15 protein-coding genes and 1 tRNA gene are annotated in these 16706 nt (G+C 70.0%); 11 read left to right on the top strand and 5 right to left on the bottom strand.

From position 1 onward, the window contains the following. The coding region (locus ABDW35_RS02715; protein ID WP_343712307.1) for an ankyrin repeat domain-containing protein at nucleotides 1–870 on the top strand (870 nt) is incomplete at its 5' end. A gap of 45 nt (nucleotides 871–915) precedes the next feature. Here the strand turns inward: ABDW35_RS02715 and ABDW35_RS02710 are convergent. The 3 genes from ABDW35_RS02710 to ABDW35_RS02700 form a co-directional block, all read right to left on the bottom strand. Beyond that, the gene (locus tag ABDW35_RS02710; protein ID WP_343712306.1) at nucleotides 916–1626 is read right to left on the bottom strand and encodes a hypothetical protein; all 711 of its coding nucleotides are present in this window, start codon (nucleotides 1624–1626) and stop codon (nucleotides 916–918) included. A 98-nt stretch (nucleotides 1627–1724) separates the two neighbouring features. Continuing rightward, a complete protein-coding gene (locus ABDW35_RS02705; RefSeq protein ID WP_343712305.1) occupies nucleotides 1725–2123 on the bottom strand; it encodes a hypothetical protein in 399 nt (132 codons plus the stop codon). 143 nt (nucleotides 2124–2266) lie between these two features. Next, a tRNA-Gln gene (locus ABDW35_RS02700) sits at nucleotides 2267–2340 on the bottom strand. A 173-nt stretch (nucleotides 2341–2513) separates the two neighbouring features. Here ABDW35_RS02700 and ABDW35_RS02695 point away from each other — a divergent pair. The 7 genes from ABDW35_RS02695 (at nucleotide 2514) to ABDW35_RS02665 (ending at nucleotide 10100) form a co-directional block, all read left to right on the top strand. Then, nucleotides 2514–3560, top strand: a complete 1047-nt coding sequence (locus tag ABDW35_RS02695; RefSeq protein ID WP_343712304.1) for a Ppx/GppA phosphatase family protein — start codon at nucleotides 2514–2516, stop codon at nucleotides 3558–3560. 15 nt (nucleotides 3561–3575) lie between these two features. Further along, complete coding sequence (locus ABDW35_RS02690; protein WP_343712303.1) at nucleotides 3576–4307, top strand: RlmE family RNA methyltransferase; 732 nt, start codon at nucleotides 3576–3578, stop codon at nucleotides 4305–4307. A 127-nt stretch (nucleotides 4308–4434) separates the two neighbouring features. Next, on the top strand, nucleotides 4435–5895 hold the full coding sequence (guaB, locus tag ABDW35_RS02685) for an IMP dehydrogenase (protein WP_343712302.1): 1461 nt from the start codon (nucleotides 4435–4437) through the stop codon (nucleotides 5893–5895). A gap of 207 nt (nucleotides 5896–6102) precedes the next feature. Next, nucleotides 6103–8130: a prolyl oligopeptidase family serine peptidase gene (locus ABDW35_RS02680; RefSeq protein WP_343712301.1), complete on the top strand. Its 2028-nt coding sequence runs from the start codon at nucleotides 6103–6105 to the stop codon at nucleotides 8128–8130. A gap of 115 nt (nucleotides 8131–8245) precedes the next feature. Beyond that, nucleotides 8246–8614 carry a hypothetical protein gene (locus ABDW35_RS02675; RefSeq protein ID WP_343712300.1) on the top strand — a complete coding sequence of 123 codons (369 nt, stop codon included), beginning with the start codon at nucleotides 8246–8248 and terminating at the stop codon, nucleotides 8612–8614. Further along, the gene (locus tag ABDW35_RS02670) at nucleotides 8614–9198 is read left to right on the top strand and encodes an NUDIX domain-containing protein (RefSeq protein ID WP_343712299.1); all 585 of its coding nucleotides are present in this window, start codon (nucleotides 8614–8616) and stop codon (nucleotides 9196–9198) included. The genes ABDW35_RS02675 and ABDW35_RS02670 overlap by 1 nt, the downstream gene beginning before the upstream one ends. After that, on the top strand, nucleotides 9195–10100 hold the full coding sequence (locus tag ABDW35_RS02665) for a LysR family transcriptional regulator (RefSeq protein WP_343712298.1): 906 nt from the start codon (nucleotides 9195–9197) through the stop codon (nucleotides 10098–10100). The genes ABDW35_RS02670 and ABDW35_RS02665 overlap by 4 nt, the downstream gene beginning before the upstream one ends. A 130-nt stretch (nucleotides 10101–10230) precedes the next feature. Here ABDW35_RS02665 and ABDW35_RS02660 read toward each other — a convergent pair whose 3' ends face one another. Further along, on the bottom strand, nucleotides 10231–12561 hold the full coding sequence (locus ABDW35_RS02660) for a xanthine dehydrogenase family protein molybdopterin-binding subunit (RefSeq protein WP_343712297.1): 2331 nt from the start codon (nucleotides 12559–12561) through the stop codon (nucleotides 10231–10233). 212 nt (nucleotides 12562–12773) lie between these two features. On the opposite strand from ABDW35_RS02660, the gene secG reads away from it, so the two are divergent. The 3 genes from secG to kdsA all read left to right on the top strand — a co-directional run bounded on the left by secG (nucleotide 12774) and on the right by kdsA (nucleotide 15674). Beyond that, nucleotides 12774–13100, top strand: a complete 327-nt coding sequence (gene secG / locus ABDW35_RS02655) for a preprotein translocase subunit SecG (RefSeq protein WP_343712296.1) — start codon at nucleotides 12774–12776, stop codon at nucleotides 13098–13100. A 91-nt stretch (nucleotides 13101–13191) separates the two neighbouring features. Beyond that, nucleotides 13192–14820 (top strand): CTP synthase, encoded by a 1629-nt coding sequence (locus ABDW35_RS02650; RefSeq protein ID WP_343712295.1) that lies wholly within the window; start codon nucleotides 13192–13194, stop codon nucleotides 14818–14820. 11 nt (nucleotides 14821–14831) lie between these two features. Continuing rightward, nucleotides 14832–15674, top strand: coding sequence for a 3-deoxy-8-phosphooctulonate synthase (kdsA, locus tag ABDW35_RS02645; RefSeq protein WP_343712294.1), 843 nt, complete (start codon nucleotides 14832–14834; stop codon nucleotides 15672–15674). Between the two features lie 5 nt (nucleotides 15675–15679). Here kdsA and ABDW35_RS02640 read toward each other — a convergent pair whose 3' ends face one another. Further along, complete coding sequence (locus tag ABDW35_RS02640) at nucleotides 15680–16621, bottom strand: zinc-binding dehydrogenase (RefSeq protein ID WP_343712293.1); 942 nt, start codon at nucleotides 16619–16621, stop codon at nucleotides 15680–15682. Between the last annotated feature and the right edge of the window lie 85 nt (nucleotides 16622–16706).

Below are 16706 nucleotides of genomic sequence, written 5' to 3'. Positions count from 1 at the left end.
ACCAATGGCAACCGGCTGCTGATGCTGGCGATCTCGATGAACCGGCTGGTCCTGGCCGACGACCTGCTCGACGCCGGGGCCGACCCGGCCCTCACCAACGACAAGGGCTGGGGGCCGCTGCACGACATCGCCTATGGTGGTGGTCGTGGCGACCGTGAGGCGCGGCTGGCCCTGCTCGACCGGTTGATCGCGGCCGGCGGGTCAGTCGAAGCAGAGGCTTACTGGGACGGCGGCACGCCGCTGGCGGTGGCGCTGTTCTGGGGCCACGCGGCGATGGCGGAACGGCTGGCGGCGGAGGTGGTGGCGCCGCTGAACCTGCGCATCGCCGCCGGCCTCGGGCGGATGGACCTAGTCGGGCTGTTCTTCGCGGCCGATGGCACTCTGCGGCCGGAGGCGGGATACCATCGCGGCTTCTACCGGCCGCATAGCGGCTTCCCGGAATGGCACATGACCGGCGCAGCGCAGGAGGTGCTGGACGAGGCGCTGACCTGGGCGGCCCGCGGCGGGCGGATCGAGGCGATGGCAGCGCTGCTGGCTCGCGGCGCCGATATCAACGGCGTGCCGCACAACGGGGCGGCGCTGCACTGGGCACTGCTGTGCCATCGCGCCGAGGCGGTGGAGTGGCTGCTGGCGCAGGGAGCGGATGTCGACCGGCGCGCCATCTGGGGCGACACCGCCGACGTCACGCCGCTGCACATGGCGGCCGGCTGGGCCAACGATCCCCGCGCGGCCCGGCTGCTGCTGCAGCACGGAGCGGACCCGGCCGTCCGCGACCGGACCTACAACAGCACGCCGTTCGGCTGGGCCGAGCATTTCGGTCATCCCGAGGTGGCGGCCGTGCTGAAGGGCGATTCGCAGAGCGAGGCTTAAGGCGCCGACCGGTCCGGGGAGCCTTAGGCCTCGGACCGGCAGCCCTCACGCGGTCCGATCGCGCAGCCGGCGCAGCAGCGACAGGGTGTAGAGCAGGACGAACAGGTAGATGAACAGCTCCTGCTGCTCGGCGGCACGATAGGGCTTAGGGCCCTGGCCGAAGCCGAACAGGTGCAGCCATTCCGGCAGGATCGTCACCAGCACCAGCACCGCCGCGGTGAAGCCGGCGAAGGTCGGCATCAGCCACCAGGGACGGGCGATGCGCAGCCGGCCGGTCAGGGCCGTCACCAGCGGATAGAGCATGCCGCCGACATAGATCGCGGTCTCCAGCAGCGCCCGCGGCTTCTGATCGAACCAGGCGGAGGTGTTGTGCAGGTTGGTCTCCTGCTGGTCGTTGGCCTGGGCGAACCAGCCCTCGGCGGCCCAGCCGATATAGTGCTGGCCCCAGCTGATCTCCTCGCCGAGCATGTAGAACGACCCCAGCGCCAGGAGAGCCGCCCAGATCGTCAGGCCGCGATCCCGCGCGGCGCGGGCGCGCCCGAACAGGACCAGCCCGGCGATCAGCGACAGCAGCAGGATGGCCGCCTGGGAGTTCTCGAGCACGCCGAGCTCGCCTTCGAGCACGGTGATGCGCAGATCGGGACGGAGAGTGAGGGCGAGGCTGAAGGCCAGGAACAGGACGAGCGGCAGGATGACGGTGATGCCGAAGGGCAGATCATCGGCCGCCCGCGTGCGGGACGGGGCAAAGGTAACCAATGAAAACTCCAAGAACCGATGCCCCTCGGCCCTGGTGTTACGGAATTATGACGGCCGTGTCGACCCGCAATTCCCGGCTGTGGCGGATGGCTGCCGGCTCACTCCACGGGCGAGTCATCCTCTCCGCCGATCGCATCCTGGACGGCATCGACGGCGGCGTCCTGTACGACGGAAGTGGCCGCGTCCTGCATGGCGTCGATCGTCGAGTCCTGGAGATCGCTGACCGGCTGCAGCGTGGCTTCGGCGGCCTGCCGTAGGGCGGCGAGCGCCGAATCGGCCGAGGCCAGCAGATGGCGGAAGCCCGAGATGCTCTCGCAGCGGACGCGCGGCGCCGGCGAGGCTGCCAGCGCCTGCTCGCAGCGTTCCAGGCTGCCGGCCAGAATCGCCACCGGTGCCGGGGCCGCGTCGTCGCCGTTGTCCTCGATCAGGTAGTAGACCGGCGTGATGGCCGCCCGGGCCACGATCGCCGCTGCGAAGATGATCACTGCCGATCGCATGCTCGGCCTCGCCGGTCGGTTTCGGGAGGGCCCGACCGTACACGCCGGGGCTGTCCGAAGGCCAGACCGGGATTGTCGCAAGGCAATGCCGGAGGCTTCGCGAAAGCCGCGCAGGAGGCCAAACTGTCCGGAAGGGCCGGAGTTGGCTGGGGGACTAGGATTCGAACCTAGGCTGGCGGAGTCAGAGTCCGCTGTCCTACCACTAGACGATCCCCCAGCGGCCGGCGGGAGGGTGTCTACCCCACCGATCTGCCCGTGTAAAGGCCTGTGTGAACGAACGGCAGCCATGCCGATACCGGATGCGACTCCCGGCCCATTTCCTCTTTGGCCGTGCCTGCGCTACAGTTCGATGAAGGGACGGAGGCGCCGTTCGAAAAGGGACGGACGGCCATGGAAGGAATGTCAGTGGTGGAGTCGATCGCGATCTCGGAGGCCACCGCGGCCGGCGATCGACGTCGGGCGGCGCGGCCCGAACCTCTTTACGCCGCGGTGGATCTCGGCACCAACAACTGCCGGCTGCTGATCGCGCGCGCCGCGATCGGCGGTTTCCAGGTGGTCGACGCCTTCAGCCGCATCGTCCGGCTGGGCGAGGGCGTCGGCGCGACCGGGCGGCTGCAGCCGGAGGCGATGCAGCGCACCCTGTCGGCGCTGCGTATCTGCGCCGCCAAGATCCGTCGGCAGAACGTGATCCTGTCGCGCGCGGTGGCGACCGAGGCCTGTCGCCAGGCCGACAATTTCCCGGCCTTCCGCGACCGGGTGCGGCGCGAGACCGGGCTGAGGCTGGAGATGATCCCGGCGGCGGAGGAGGCGCGCCTGGCCGCGGCCGGCTGCGCCCCGCTGCTGGACCCCGCGATCCCGCATGCCATCATCTTCGACATCGGCGGCGGGTCGACCGAGCTGACCTGGCTGAAGATCGATTCCGACGGCCATCCGGTGACGCTCGACGCGCTCAGCATTCCGCTCGGCGTCGTCTCGCTGGCCGAGCTGCATGGCGGCCACGAGGTCTCGCCGGAGACCTACGCGGCGATGAGCGCCACCACCGCCGCCGCCCTGGCCGGATTCGAGGCGCGCAACAACCTGCGCGGGCTGATCGCCCAGGGCCGGGTGCAGATGATCGGCTCCTCCGGCACCGTCACCACCCTGGCCGGTGTGCATCTCGGCCTGCCGCGCTACATTCGCTCCGAGGTCGATGGCTGCACCCTGAGCTTCGAGGAGGCGCGGCGCGCCAGCCGGATGCTGCTGGGCCTCGACTATGCCGGGCGGTCGTCCTATCCCTGCATCGGCCGCGACCGCGCCGACCTGGTGCTGGCCGGCTGCGCCATCCTCGAGGCGATCTGCGACACCTGGCCGGTCGGCAAGCTGCGGGTCGGCGACCGCGGCGTGCGCGAGGGCATCCTGTTCGACCTGCTGGCCGAGGCGCAGACGCGCCGCGCCTGACCATATCCGGGACCGATGAAGACACCGAAGAAGCCTGGATCCGCGGGCAGCGCCAGGGCAGGGGGGCCGAGCGGCCGCGGCAGCCGCGGCCTGACCGTGCGGGTGAAGACCGCCAAGCAGCGCACCCCATCCTCGACCCGCTGGCTGGAGCGCCAGCTCAACGACCCCTATGTCGCCGAGGCCAAGCGCCTGGGCTACCGCTCGCGCGCGGCCTTCAAGCTGCTGCAACTCGATGAGAAGCTGCAGCTGCTGCGCCGCGGCATGCGCGTGGTCGATCTCGGCTGCGCCCCGGGCGGCTGGGTGCAGGTGGCGCTGGAGCGGGTGGGGCCGGGCGGCAAGGTGGTCGGCATCGACTATCTCGGCATGGACCCGGTGCCCGGCGCGACCATCCTGGAGCTGGACTTCCTCGACCCGACGGCGCCGGACCGGCTGAAGGAGGCGCTGGCCGGCCCGGCCGACATCGTGCTCAGCGACATGGCGGCCCCGACCGTCGGCCACCCGGCGACCGACCATCTGCGCATCATGGCGCTGGCCGAGACCGCGGCCGACTTCGCCCTCGACGTGCTGGTGCCGGGCGGCGCCTTCGTCGCCAAGCTGTTCCAGGGCGGGGCGGAGAAGGACTTGCTCGACATCCTGAAGCGCAACTTCGCCAAGGTCCGCCACGTCAAGCCGGCGGCCAGCCGGCAGGACAGCTCCGAGGTCTATGTCGTGGCGACGGAGTTCAAGGGGCGGGAGTCCGGCGGATAGGCCGCGCCGGTACGTCCCGTCCGGCTCTCAAGATCCGCCCCACGCAAGGCTGGCCCCCTAGATCTGCGCTTCACAACGCCCGGAGGGGGGTTATATTGCGGCGCTTCCAAGCTCTGGGAGCCCTCACATGCAGTTCCGCGACGCCCTGACCTTCGATGACGTCCTGCTGGTCCCGCAGGCCTCGTCGATCCTGCCCGCCGAAGCGGACACGCGGACCAGGCTGACCAAGCGGATCGAGCTGGGCATCCCGCTGCTCTCCGCCGCCATGGACACCGTCACCGAGGCGCCGCTGGCCATCGCCATGGCCCAGGCCGGCGGCATCGGCGTGATCCACCGCAACCTCGACATCGACCGCCAGGCCGAGGAGGTGCGCAAGGTCAAGCGCTTCGAGAGCGGCATGGTGGTGAACCCGATCACCATCGGCCCCGATGCCAGCATGGCCGAGGCCCTGGCGCTGATGGACCGGCACGGCATCTCCGGCTTCCCGGTGGTGGAGAAGAGCGGCATGCTGGTCGGCATCCTGACCAACCGCGACGTCCGCTTCGCCAGCAACCCGGCCCAGCCGGTGCGCGAGCTGATGACCAAGGACAACCTGGTCACGGTGCGCGAGGGCGTCGGCAAGGACGAGGCCAAGCGCCTGCTGCACCAGAACCGGATCGAGAAGCTGCTGGTGGTCGACCAGGACTACCGCTGCATCGGGCTGGTCACGGTCAAGGACATCGTCAAGGCGCAGCTGCACCCCAACGCTTGCAAGGACGAGCAGGGGCGGCTGCGCGTCGCCGCCGCCACCGGCACTGGCGACAAGGGCATCTCCCGCGCCGAGGCGCTGTTCGACGCCGGGGTCGACGTGCTGGTGCTGGACACCGCGCACGGCCATTCCGAGGGCGTGCTGAAGAGCGTGGAGCGGGCGCGCCGCCTGACCAACTCGACCCAGTTGGTGGCCGGCAACGTCGCCACCGCCGACGCCGCCAAGGCGCTGATCGATGCCGGGGCGGACGCGGTCAAGGTCGGCATCGGGCCGGGGTCCATCTGCACCACCCGCATGGTCGCCGGCGTCGGCGTGCCGCAGCTGACCGCGGTGATGGATTGCGTCGAGGCCTGCCGCAAGGCCGGCATCCCGGTGATCTCCGACGGCGGCATCAAATATTCCGGCGACCTGGCCAAAGCCATCGCCGCCGGCGCCGACGTGGTGATGCTGGGCTCGCTCTTCGCCGGCACCGACGAGGCGCCGGGGGAGGTGATCCTGTACCAGGGCCGCTCCTACAAGAGCTATCGCGGCATGGGCTCGCTGGGCGCCATGGCGCGCGGCTCGGCCGACCGTTACTTCCAGCAGGAGGTGTCGGACACGCTGAAGCTGGTGCCGGAGGGCGTCGAGGGCCGGGTGCCGTACAAGGGCCCGATCGCCAATGTCATCCACCAGCTGGTGGGCGGGCTGAAGGCGGCGATGGGCTACACCGGCAGCCGCACCATCGAGGACCTGCACCAGCGGGCCGAGTTCGTGCGCATCACCAATGCCGGCCTGCGCGAGAGCCATGTGCACGACATCACCGTGACCCACGAGGCCCCAAACTACCGGCCGGGGCTGTAAGGGGCGTTCGACGCTCCAACCCTTCTGTCATTGCCGGGCTTGACCCGGCAATCCAGAGGGCGTCGACACCTTCTGGATGCCCGGGTCAAGCCCGGGCATGACAGTGAGGGGATAGGGCCTTCTCTGTCGCAGCCTGCCCGTAAGGCTGGCCCGTTCCGGCAGCCGTCCCTATTCTGGCCGGCCAACGCTGCAACCGGCACGGGCACCATGGACGCTTCCGACGATCCCTATCTGTGGCTCGAGGACATCGAGGGCGAAAAGGCCCTCGACTGGGTCCGGGCGCGCAATGCCGAGAGCACCGGCCGCCTCGCCGAGACGGCGGAGTTCGAGCGGATGCGCCGGCAGATGCTGGAGATCCTCGATTCCGAGGAGAAGCTGCCGCATATCGTCCGCCGCGGCGACCGCTGCTACAATTTCTGGCGCGACGCCGCCCATCCGCGCGGCCTGTGGCGGCGCACCACGCTCGCCTCCTTCCGCACCGCCGAGCCGGTGTGGGAGGTGCTGCTGGACCTCGACGCGCTGGCCGAAGCCGAGGGCGAGAACTGGGTCTGGCACGGCTCCGACGTGCTGGAGCCGGACTACAAACGGGCGCTGATCGCCCTGTCGCGCGGGGGCGCCGATGCCCATGTCGTCCGCGAATTCGACCTGGAGAGCCGCAGCTTCGTGCCCGACGGCTTCTTCCTGCCCGAGGCCAAGAGCCGCTTCGGCTGGAAGGACGCCGATTCGATCTATATCGGCACCGATTTCGGCCCGGGGTCGCTGACCCGCTCCGGCTATCCGCGCATCGCCAAGCTGTGGCGGCGCGGCCAGCCGCTGGAGGCGGCGACCACCGTCTATGAGGGGCAGGAGGACGATCTCGCGGTCGACGCCGTCCGCGACGAGTTCCCCGGCTTCGAGCGGGATTTCGTCTCCCGCCGCATCGATTTCTACACCAGCGAGCTCTACCTGCTGGGCGACGACGGCAGCCTGACCCTGATCGACGTGCCGCGTGACGCCGAGGCCGGCACCCACGGCCCCTGGCTGCTGGTGTCGCCGCGCACGGACTGGACGGTCGGCGGCCGCAGCTATGCCGGCGGTTCGCTCCTGGCCGCTCCGTTCGACGACTGGCTGGCCGGCAAGCGCGAGCCCGTCGCCCTGTTCGAGCCGAGCGAGACCACGGCGCTGTCGAGCTATTCCGGCACCCGCAACCACCTGGTGCTGCAGATCCTCGATGACGTGAAGAGCCGGGTCGAGGTGCTGACGCCGGGCGAGGGCGGCTGGCGGCGCCAAGCGCTGGAGGGCCTGCCCGAGGCCGCGACCATCGCCTATGTCGGCACCGCGCCGCACCAGGACGACGACATCCTGGTCCTGGCCTCCGGCTTCCTCGAGCCGGACACACTGTACCGCGGCACCGCCGGCCAGCCCGGCTTCGAGACGCTGAAGCAGGCGCCGGCCTTCTTCGACGCCTCGCCCTATGCGGTGGAGCAGCATTTCGTCGCCTCGGCCGACGGCACCCGCGTGCCGTATTTCGTCATCGCCCGGAAGGACCTGCCGCTAGACGGCACGGCCCCGGTGCTGCTGACCGGCTATGGCGGCTTCGAGGTGCCGCTGCTGCCGCACTACATTCCGGGCGAGGGGCGGCTGTGGCTTGACCGCGGCGGCGTCTATGCCGTGGCCAACATCCGCGGCGGCGGCGAATACGGCCCGCGCTGGCACCAGGCGGCGCTGCGCGAGAACCGGCCGCGCGCCTATGAGGATTTCGCCGCCGTGGCGCGCGACCTTGTGGCCCGCGGCATCAGCTCGGTCCCGCGCCTCGGCATCGAGGGCGGCAGCAATGGCGGCCTCTTGGTCGGCAACATGCTGACGACCTATCCGGAGCTGTTCGGCGCCATCGTCTGCGCCGTGCCGCTGCTGGACATGAAGCGCTACACCAAGCTGCTGGCCGGCGCCTCCTGGGCCGCGGAATACGGCGACCCGGACAAGCCGGAGGACTGGGCGTTCCTGCAGACCTTCTCGCCCTACCAGAACCTGCGGCAGGAGACGGCGTACCCGCCGGTGCTGTTCCTGACCTCGACCCGCGACGACCGGGTGCATCCGGGCCATGCCCGCAAGATGGCGGCGAAGATGATCGCGATGGGCAAGGACGTCCGCTACTACGAGAACATCGAGGGCGGCCACGGCGCCGCCGCCAACAATGCCCAGACTGCCTTCAATCAGGCGCTGATCCACGCCTTCCTGTGGGAGAGGCTGACCTAGGGGGCGGGACGCAGCCCCTCAATTCTGAATACCCATCGTTCAGGTCTGGGGCGCTCCCAGCCATCCGGGCGGTCGTCAGGATACCTCCGTCATCGATAGGACAGATGGAGGTATCTTGGCAGTTCCCCTCATGATCCTGGTGGCCGGGCCGTATCGCTCGGGCACCGGCGACGATCCCCGGCTGATCGCGGCCAATATGCGGGCGATGAACGAGGCCGCGCTACGCCTGTTCCGCGCCGGCCACCTGCCGATCACCGGCGAGGCCCTGGCCCTGCCGCTGGTCGAGACCGCCGGTTCGACCGGCCTCGGCGACGCGGTGTTCGACGAGATCTTCCACCCGATCGGCGAGCGGGTCGCGCGGCGCTGCGACGCCTGCCTACGGATCGGCGGCCCGTCCGTCGGGGCCGAGGCGATGGTGGCGATCTTCGAGCAGGCCGGACGCCCGGTCTATCGCAGCCTGTCCGATGTGCCGGGATGCGCCTGATGCAGGAGCGGATCCGGATCAAGTCGGTCGAGACCCTGTCCGACGACTGGTACGTGCTGAAGAAGACCACCTTCGACTATCGGCGCCAGGACGGCAGCTGGCAGACCGTCAGCCGCGAGACCTATGACCGCGGCAACGGCGCGGCGATCCTGCTGTACGACCCGGCGCGCGGCCGGGTGCTGCTGACCCGGCAGTTCCGCTTCCCGGCCTATGTCAACGGCCATCCGGAGCCGCTGATCGAGGCCTGCGCCGGCCTCTTGGACGACCGCGACCCGGAGACCGCGATCCGCCAGGAGGCGGAGGAGGAGACGGGTTACCGCGTGGCGGCGCCGCGCCGGGTGTTCGAGGCCTTCATGAGCCCCGGATCGGTGACCGAGCGGCTGGTGTTCTTCGTCGCCGAATACAGCCCGGCCGACCGGGCGTCGGATGGCGGCGGAGTACAGGCCGAGGGCGAGGATATCGAGACGCTGGAGCCGACCCTGGCCGAGGCGCTGGCGATGGTCGAACGCGGCGAGATCATGGACGGCAAGACCATTCTCCTGCTGCAATACGCCCAGCTGCATCGATTGCTGGACCGAGCGTGACCACGGGCGAGCCGAACTGGGACGACATCCGCATCTTCCTCGCCGTCGCCCGGACCGGCAGCCTGACCGAGGCCGCGCGGCGGCTGGGGCTGAGCCAGCCCACCATCGGCCGGCACCTGCGATCGCTGGAAGATCTAGCCGGCGCCCGGCTGTTCGATCGCCTGCCGAACCGGCTGGAGCTGACAGCGCGCGGCCGGGCGCTGCTGCAGGCGGCCGGCGGGATGGAGGAGGGGGCGGGCGCCTTGTTGCGGGAATTGCAGCAGGCCTCCGCCGAGACCGAGCCGGTGCAGATTTCGGCCACCAGCTCGGTCGCGCTGTTCCTGACCGCTCGTCTGCAGGATCTGTTGGCCGGGAGCGGCCAGGCGATCACGATCGGCAATTCCCGCGCCCGGGCCAACCTGGCCTGGCGCGAGGCCGATATCGCGCTGCGCATGCGCCGGGTGCCGGAGGAGGGGGATCTCGCCGCCCGCCGGATCGGCCGCATCGGCTTCGCCCTCTACGCCGCCCGGGCCTATCTGGAGCCGCGCGGGCTGGGCGGTGACGCCAGCCTGGCCGGCCTCGACTTCATCGGCCTGCCGGAGCCGGAGCGGACGCCGTCGCAATCCGCCTGGTTCGACGCGGTGGCGGCGCAGGGTGTCCTGCGCTGCCGGCTGGGCGAGGTGTATCTGCGCCACCGCGCGGCGGCCGATGGCCTCGGCGTGGCGCTGCTGCCCTGCTTCCTGGGCGATGCCGACGGCCGCCTGCTGCGCCTCGGCAATCCGGTGCCGGAGCTGGCCGAGGACATCCACCTGATGCTGCATGGCGACCTGCGCCGCGACGCCGCCGTCCGCGCCGTGGCCGAGGCCCTGGCTGCCCTGTTCCGCCGCCAGCGGCAGGCGCTTGAAGGCATGCGGCGCGGCTAAAGCAAGTCGTCATGGCGAGCCCCGCAGGGGCGTGGCCATCCAGGGCAGCTCGCACCGGCCCCTGGATGGCCACGGCGCTACGCGCCTCGCCATGACGGTTAGGAAATTGGCGCTATTCGCTCTCGGCGAACTACTCCGCCGCCTGCCGGTCCTGCCGGCTGTGGATGATCTGCCACAGCTTCTGCGGCGTCGCCGGCATGTCGACATGCTCGACCCCGAGCGGCGACAGCGCGTCGACGATGGCGTTGATGATCGCCGGCGGCGCGCCGATCGCCCCGGCCTCGCCGGCGCCCTTCACCCCGAGCGGGTTGGTGGTGCAGGGAATCTCGTTGTATTTGAAGTTGACCAGCGGCAGGTCGACCGCCCGCGGCATGGCATAGTCCATGAAGGAGCCGGACAGCAGCTGGCCGCTCTCCGGGTCGAACACCGCCTGCTCCAGCAGCGCCTGGCCGAGGCCCTGGGCGATGCCGCCATGCACCTGGCCGGCCACCATCAGCGGGTTCAGCACCCGGCCGAAATCATCGACCACGGTGTAGCGCAGGATCTCGACCTCGCCGGTGTCGCCGTCGACCTCCAGCTCGACCACATGGGCGCCGTTCGGGAAGGTGGCCGAGGGCGGGGTGAAGCTGCCGCGCTCCTCGAACACGATCTCGCTGTCGCTGGCCGCGTCGGTCTGCGCCGCGATCTCGGCCAGGGTCAGCGCCCGGTCGGTGCCGACCACGGTGAAGCGGCCGTCGACGAAGGCGATGTCGACCGCCGCGGTCTCCATCAGGTCGGCCGCCCGCAGCTTGGCCTTGTCCTGGATCTTCAGCGATCCGTCGCGGATCGCGGCGCCGCCCACAGGCACCGAGCGGGAGCCGCCGGTGCCGTTGCCGGTGCGCACCAGGTCGGTGTCGCCCTGCACCAGAGTCACCTGGTCGGGGTGGACGCCGAGATGCTCGGCGATAATCTGCTTGTAGGCGGTCTCGTGGCCCTGGCCGTTGGTCTGGGTGCCGACATAGATCGTCACCTTGCCGTCGCGGCTGACCCGGACATCGGCATTCTCGTCCTCGCCGCCGGCGCAGGCCTCGACATAGGTGGCGATGCCGAGGCCGCGATACTTGCCCTTCTGGGCCGAGTCGCGGCGGCGCGCCTCGAAGCCGGCGACATCGGCGATCTGCGCCGCCTCCTCGAGGTTGCGGGTGAACTCGCCGCTGTCATAGGTCACGCCGGTGACGGTGTCGTAGGGCATGGCCGAGGGCGGGATGTAGTTGCGCCGCCGCAGCTCGACCGGGTCGATGCCGAGCACGCGGGAGGCGTGGTCGACGATGCGCTCGACATTATACGCCGCCTCCGGCCGCCCGGCGCCGCGATAGGCGTCGACCGGCTGGGTGTTGGTGAACACGCCGCGGACCCGCTCGTAGACGCCCTGCAGCGTGTACAGGCCGTTCAGCATCTGGGCGCCGCCGGCCATGGTCGGGATGAAGGGCGCGAAGTTCGACAGATAGGCGCCCATATTGGCGATCAGGTCGACCCGCAGCGCCAGGAAGCGGGCGTCCTTGTCGACCGCCAGCTCGACCGTGGTGACGTTGTCGCGACCGTGATCGTCGCTGATGAAAGCCTCGGTCCGCTCCGACGTCCATTTCACCGGCCGGCCGAACTTGCGGGCGGCGTAGAGGGTCGCCGGATATTCCGGATACATGAACAGCTTCATGCCGAAGCCGCCGCCGACATCGGTGCTGCGCACCAGGAACCGCTCCGGCGGCAGCTTGAAGATGTCGTTCGCCAGCATGTCGCGCAGCATGTGCACGCCCTGGCAGGAGACGTAGAGCACGAAGCGGCCCTCGGTCGCGTCCCAGTCGGCGTGGCAACAGCGCGGCTCCATCGGCGAGGCGACGACCCGGTTGTTGACCAGGTCGACCTTGACGATCCGGTCGGCCTGGGCGAACAGCGCGTCGACCTTGTCCTTCTCGCCGAACTCCCAGTCGAAGCAGAGATTGGCCGGGGCCTGGTCCCAGATCGCCGGGCCGTTTAGCGTCTCGGCCAGGTCGGTCGCCGAGGGTAGCGACTCGTAGTCGACCTCGATCGCCTCGGCGGCGTCCTTGGCCTGCTCCATGGTCTCGGCCACGACCAGGGCAACCGCCTCGCCGACATGGCGCACCCGGCCGCGCGCCAGGATCGGCCGCGGCGGCAGCACCTGGTCGGAGCCGTCGCGGTTCTTCACCGGGGCGTAGCATTTCAGGTCGGCGATCCCGTCGGCGTCGAGATCGGCGATGGTGACGATGCCGATCACGCCCGGCATCGCCGCGGCCGCCTTGGTGTCGATGCCGCGGATCTCGGCATGGGCGAAGGGCGACCGCAGGAACCAGGCCTGCGCCTGGCCGGGGGCGGAGACATCGTCGGTGTAGCGGCCGCTGCCCTTCAGCAGGCGGGGGTCTTCGCTGCGGCGCATAGGCTGGCCGATGCCGAACTTCGTCGCCACGATCTGCTCCTCCCGGGCTTTGAATCGGGGTAGGATCGGCCGTGGCGCCGCGGGCGTCAATGCCATGTCGGACAATATCCGCGCCGGGATGCGGGCGCGGATCGTCCGCTGGCGCAGCGAGGGGCTGGTATTGGGGGCTGGTCTTCGCTACATAAGCGCCATCGCCGGCTGCCGGGCGCAGCCGGCCGTTTTTGTTTGTCGACAGGTGTCCAGTGCAGCAGGTCTTGCTCGTCATCCACGTCCTGATCGCCATCGGCCTGATCGGGGTCATCCTGATCCAGCGCAGCGAGGGCGGCGGCCTTGGCATCGGCGGCGGTGGCGGCGGCGGGCTGGTCTCGATCCGCGGCCAGGCGAACCTGTTGACCCGAATCACCGCGATCCTGGCCGGGGCCTTCATGGTCACCAGCATCGTCCTGGCGATCATGGCCGGCGCCCATCGCAGCGGCTCCGCGATCGTCAACGAGGTGCCGTCGGCGCCGGCGCAAAGCGCCCCCGCCAGCACCGCGCCGGCCGGGCCGAGCGTTCCGACGACGGAATAACGCATCGGCATGACTGTCATGTTCGGGGCGGCCCCGGTTTGGGCCGCCCCGCTGTTTTTGGCTGGACGAATCTGAGGTAGGGTAGAATTCCATGACGCGGTACATCTTCATTACCGGCGGCGTGGTCTCCTCGCTTGGCAAGGGACTGGGCGCAGCAGCACTCGGGGCACTTCTTCAGGCGCGGGGCTTCAAGGTCCGGCTCCGGAAGCTCGACCCCTATCTCAACGTCGACCCGGGCACGATGAGCCCGACCCAGCACGGCGAGGTCTTCGTCACCGATGACGGGGCCGAGACCGACCTGGATCTGGGCCATTACGAGCGCTTCACCGGCGTCTCGGCCCGCAGGAGCGACAACGTCACCACCGGGCGGATCTACTCCAACGTGATCGCGCGCGAGCGCCGCGGCGACTATCTCGGCGCCACGGTGCAGGTGATTCCGCACATCACCGACGCGATCAAGGAATTCATCCGCTCCGACGTCACCGACGAGGATTTCATCGTCTGCGAGGTCGGCGGCACGGTCGGCGACATCGAGAGCCTGCCCTTCCTCGAGGCGATCCGCCAGTTCGGCAACGAGGTCGGGATCGAGAACGCGCTCTTCCTGCACGTCACGCTGCTGCCCTACATCCCAGCGGCGGGCGAGCTGAAGACCAAGCCGACCCAGCATTCGGTGAAGGAGCTGCTGTCGGTCGGGATCCAGCCGGCGATGCTGCTGTGCCGCGCCGACCGGCCGATCCCGGACAATGAGCGGCGCAAGATCGCGCTGTTCTGCAACATCCGGCCGGAACGGGTGATCGCCGCGCTGGACGTCGACACCATCTACAACGTGCCGATCTCGTATCACGAGGAAGGCTTCGACGATCAGGTGCTGGCCTATTTCGGCATCGGCCAGGACAAGGCGCCGGACCTGTCGCGCTGGACCGGCATCGTCCAGCGGGTGCGCCAGCCGGAGGGCGAGGTCACCATCGGCGTGGTCGGCAAGTACACCTCGCTGATCGACAGCTACAAGAGCCTGGCCGAGGCGCTGACCCATGGCGGCATCGCCAACAACATCAAGGTCAAGCTCGACTGGATGGATTCGCAGATCTTCGAGTCGGAGGATGCGGTCAGCCATCTCGAGCATGTCCACGGCATCCTGGTGCCGGGCGGCTTCGGCGAGCGCGGGGCCGAGGGCAAGATCCGCGCTGCCCAGTTCGCGCGCGAGCGCAAGGTGCCGTATTTCGGCATCTGCTTCGGCATGCAGATGGCGGTGATCGAGGCGGCGCGCCACATGGCCGGGCTGCCGGCCGCCAACTCGACCGAATTCGGCCCGACCAACGAGCCGGTGGTCGGCCTGATGACCGAATGGATCCGCGGCAACGCGCTGGAGACGCGCAAGACCGACGGCGATCTCGGCGGCACCATGCGCCTCGGCGCCTATCCGGCGGCGCTGGTGCCCGGCAGCCGGGTGGCGGGGATCTACGGGTCGACCGAGATCAGCGAGCGGCACCGCCACCGCTACGAGGTCAACATCAACTATCGCGAACGGCTGGAGCAGGCCGGGCTGTTCTTCTCGGGCCTGTCGCCCGACGGCGTGCTGCCGGAGATCGTGGAGCTGCCGGACCATCCCTGGTTCATCGGCGTGCAGTACCATCCGGAGCTGAAGTCGAAGCCCTTCGACCCGCACCCGCTGTTCACCGACTTCATCCGCGCCGCGATCGAGCAGAGCCGGCTCGTCTGAGGACCATGACCATGACCGCTGCCCGTGCCGTCACCGTCGGCCCCGTCACCTTCGCCAACGACCGGCCGCTGACCATCATCGCCGGCCCGTGCCAGCTGGAAAGCCGTGAGCACGCGCTGGAGATGAGCCAGGCGCTGGTCGAGATCACTGGCCGGCTGGGCCTCGGCCTCGTCTACAAGACCTCCTTCGACAAGGCGAACCGCACCTCCGCCTCGGCCCAGCGCGGCCTGGGGATGGAGAAGAGCCTGCCGATCATGGCCGAGATCCGCGAGAAATTCGGCTGCCCGGTGCTGACCGACATCCACGACGCGGCGCAGTGTGCGCCGGTGGCGGAGGCGGTTGACATCCTGCAGATCCCGGCCTTCCTGTGCCGCCAGACCGACCTGCTGCTGGCCGCCGGTGCCACCGGCCGGGCGATCAACGTCAAGAAGGGCCAGTTCCTGGCGCCCTGGGACATGAAGAACGTGGCGGCCAAGATCGCCTCGACCGGCAACGACAAGGTGCTGCTGACCGAGCGCGGCGTCAGCTTCGGCTACAACACCCTGGTCAGCGATATGCGCTCGCTGCCGGTGATGGCGCAGACGGGATATCCGGTGGTGTTCGACGCCACCCATTCGGTGCAGCAGCCGGGCGGGCAGGGCACCAGCTCCGGCGGCCAGCGCGAATTCGTGCCGGTGCTGGCCCGGGCGGCGGTCTCGATCGGCGTCGCCGCCGTGTTCATCGAGACGCACCAGGACCCGGACCACGCCCCGAGCGACGGCCCCAACATGGTGCCGATCAACAAGCTCGAGGCGCTGCTGACCACCCTGGTCGCGCTCGACCGCATCGCCAAGGCCGACCCGGTCCGGATCTGACCGGGTTAGGACACCCGCAGCACCGCCTTGCCGGTGATCTCGCGGCGCCGGAAGCGTCCGGCGATCACGCCGATTTCCTGCCATGGTGCCTCCACCTCGATCCGCGGCCGCAGCAGGCCGCGTTCGGCCAGCCCGGCGAGGCGGCCCAGCCCCTCGCTCGGCGGCACGCGCTCCAGCAGCGGCGGCAGGTAGAGCCCGACTAGCCGCGTCTGGCCCTGCGGGTAGAAGAACTCGAACGGGTCGATCGTCATCGGCGACCGGCTGGAATTGCCGCAGGTGACGCAGAGACCGCCGCTCGCCAGCGACCGTAGCGCATTGGCCAGGGCCTCGCCGCCGGCCGATTCGACCACCAGGTCGAACGGCCCGGCCTCCCGTGCCTCCGCCAGCGTCTCGCTGACGATCACCCGGTCGGCGCCGTCGGCCTCGGCCAGCCGCCGCTGGGACTCGCGCCGGACCGCGGCCACGACGACGGCGCCGGAGGCGCGGGCCAGCTGCACCGCGAAATGGCCGACCCCGCCGGACGCGCCGTTGACCAGCACCCTCCTGCCGACCAGCAGCCCACCCTCGGCCAGGGCATAGAGCGCGGTCAGGCCGGCGACCGGGAAGGTCGAGGCCATCGCGGCCGAGACTCCGTCGGGCAGGGCGGTCAGGGAGCGCGTGTCGACGGCCACCCGTTCGCACCAGGCGCCTTCCAACAGGAAGCCGACGACGCGGGCGCCGGCAGCCGGGCCGGCGCCGTCCGCGGCCGCGCGCTCGACCGTCCCGGCGAAATCCCAGCCCGGGATCCAGCCGGCCGGCGCGTCATCCAGGGCGCGCCGGACCTCGCCCTGGTTCAGCGAGACCGCCTCGACCCGGACCAGGGCCTGGTGCGGCAGGGGCACGGGATCGGGAGCCTCGCCCAGGACCAGGCGGGACGGGCTGGCGAGGTCGACTACGATGGCGCGCATGGGTCCTCCGGAATGCTGTCTCGGGGATATGCGGGGTGCGCCGTGGCTCAACAAGCGGCATGCTGACGGATGACTTGTTGAGGAT

Origin of the sequence: Inquilinus sp., assembly GCF_039594555.1 — a bacterium.
In the GTDB taxonomy this organism is placed as follows: domain Bacteria; phylum Pseudomonadota; class Alphaproteobacteria; order DSM-16000; family Inquilinaceae; genus Inquilinus.
Note: the sequence above shows the minus strand (reverse complement) of the source record. Positions and strands in the feature narration are given on the sequence as shown.

Coding starts and splice junctions, on each gene's coding strand:
- ABDW35_RS02705 (WP_343712305.1), bottom strand. CDS start 2,123: ATGCGATCGGCAGTGATCATCTTCGCAGCGGCGATCGTGGCCCGGGCG.
- ABDW35_RS02695 (WP_343712304.1), top strand. CDS start 2,514: ATGGAAGGAATGTCAGTGGTGGAGTCGATCGCGATCTCGGAGGCCACC.
- ABDW35_RS02690 (WP_343712303.1), top strand. CDS start 3,576: ATGAAGACACCGAAGAAGCCTGGATCCGCGGGCAGCGCCAGGGCAGGG.
- guaB (WP_343712302.1), top strand. CDS start 4,435: ATGCAGTTCCGCGACGCCCTGACCTTCGATGACGTCCTGCTGGTCCCG.
- ABDW35_RS02680 (WP_343712301.1), top strand. CDS start 6,103: ATGGACGCTTCCGACGATCCCTATCTGTGGCTCGAGGACATCGAGGGC.
- ABDW35_RS02670 (WP_343712299.1), top strand. CDS start 8,614: ATGCAGGAGCGGATCCGGATCAAGTCGGTCGAGACCCTGTCCGACGAC.
- ABDW35_RS02650 (WP_343712295.1), top strand. CDS start 13,192: ATGACGCGGTACATCTTCATTACCGGCGGCGTGGTCTCCTCGCTTGGC.
- kdsA (WP_343712294.1), top strand. CDS start 14,832: ATGACCGCTGCCCGTGCCGTCACCGTCGGCCCCGTCACCTTCGCCAAC.
- ABDW35_RS02640 (WP_343712293.1), bottom strand. CDS start 16,621: ATGCGCGCCATCGTAGTCGACCTCGCCAGCCCGTCCCGCCTGGTCCTG.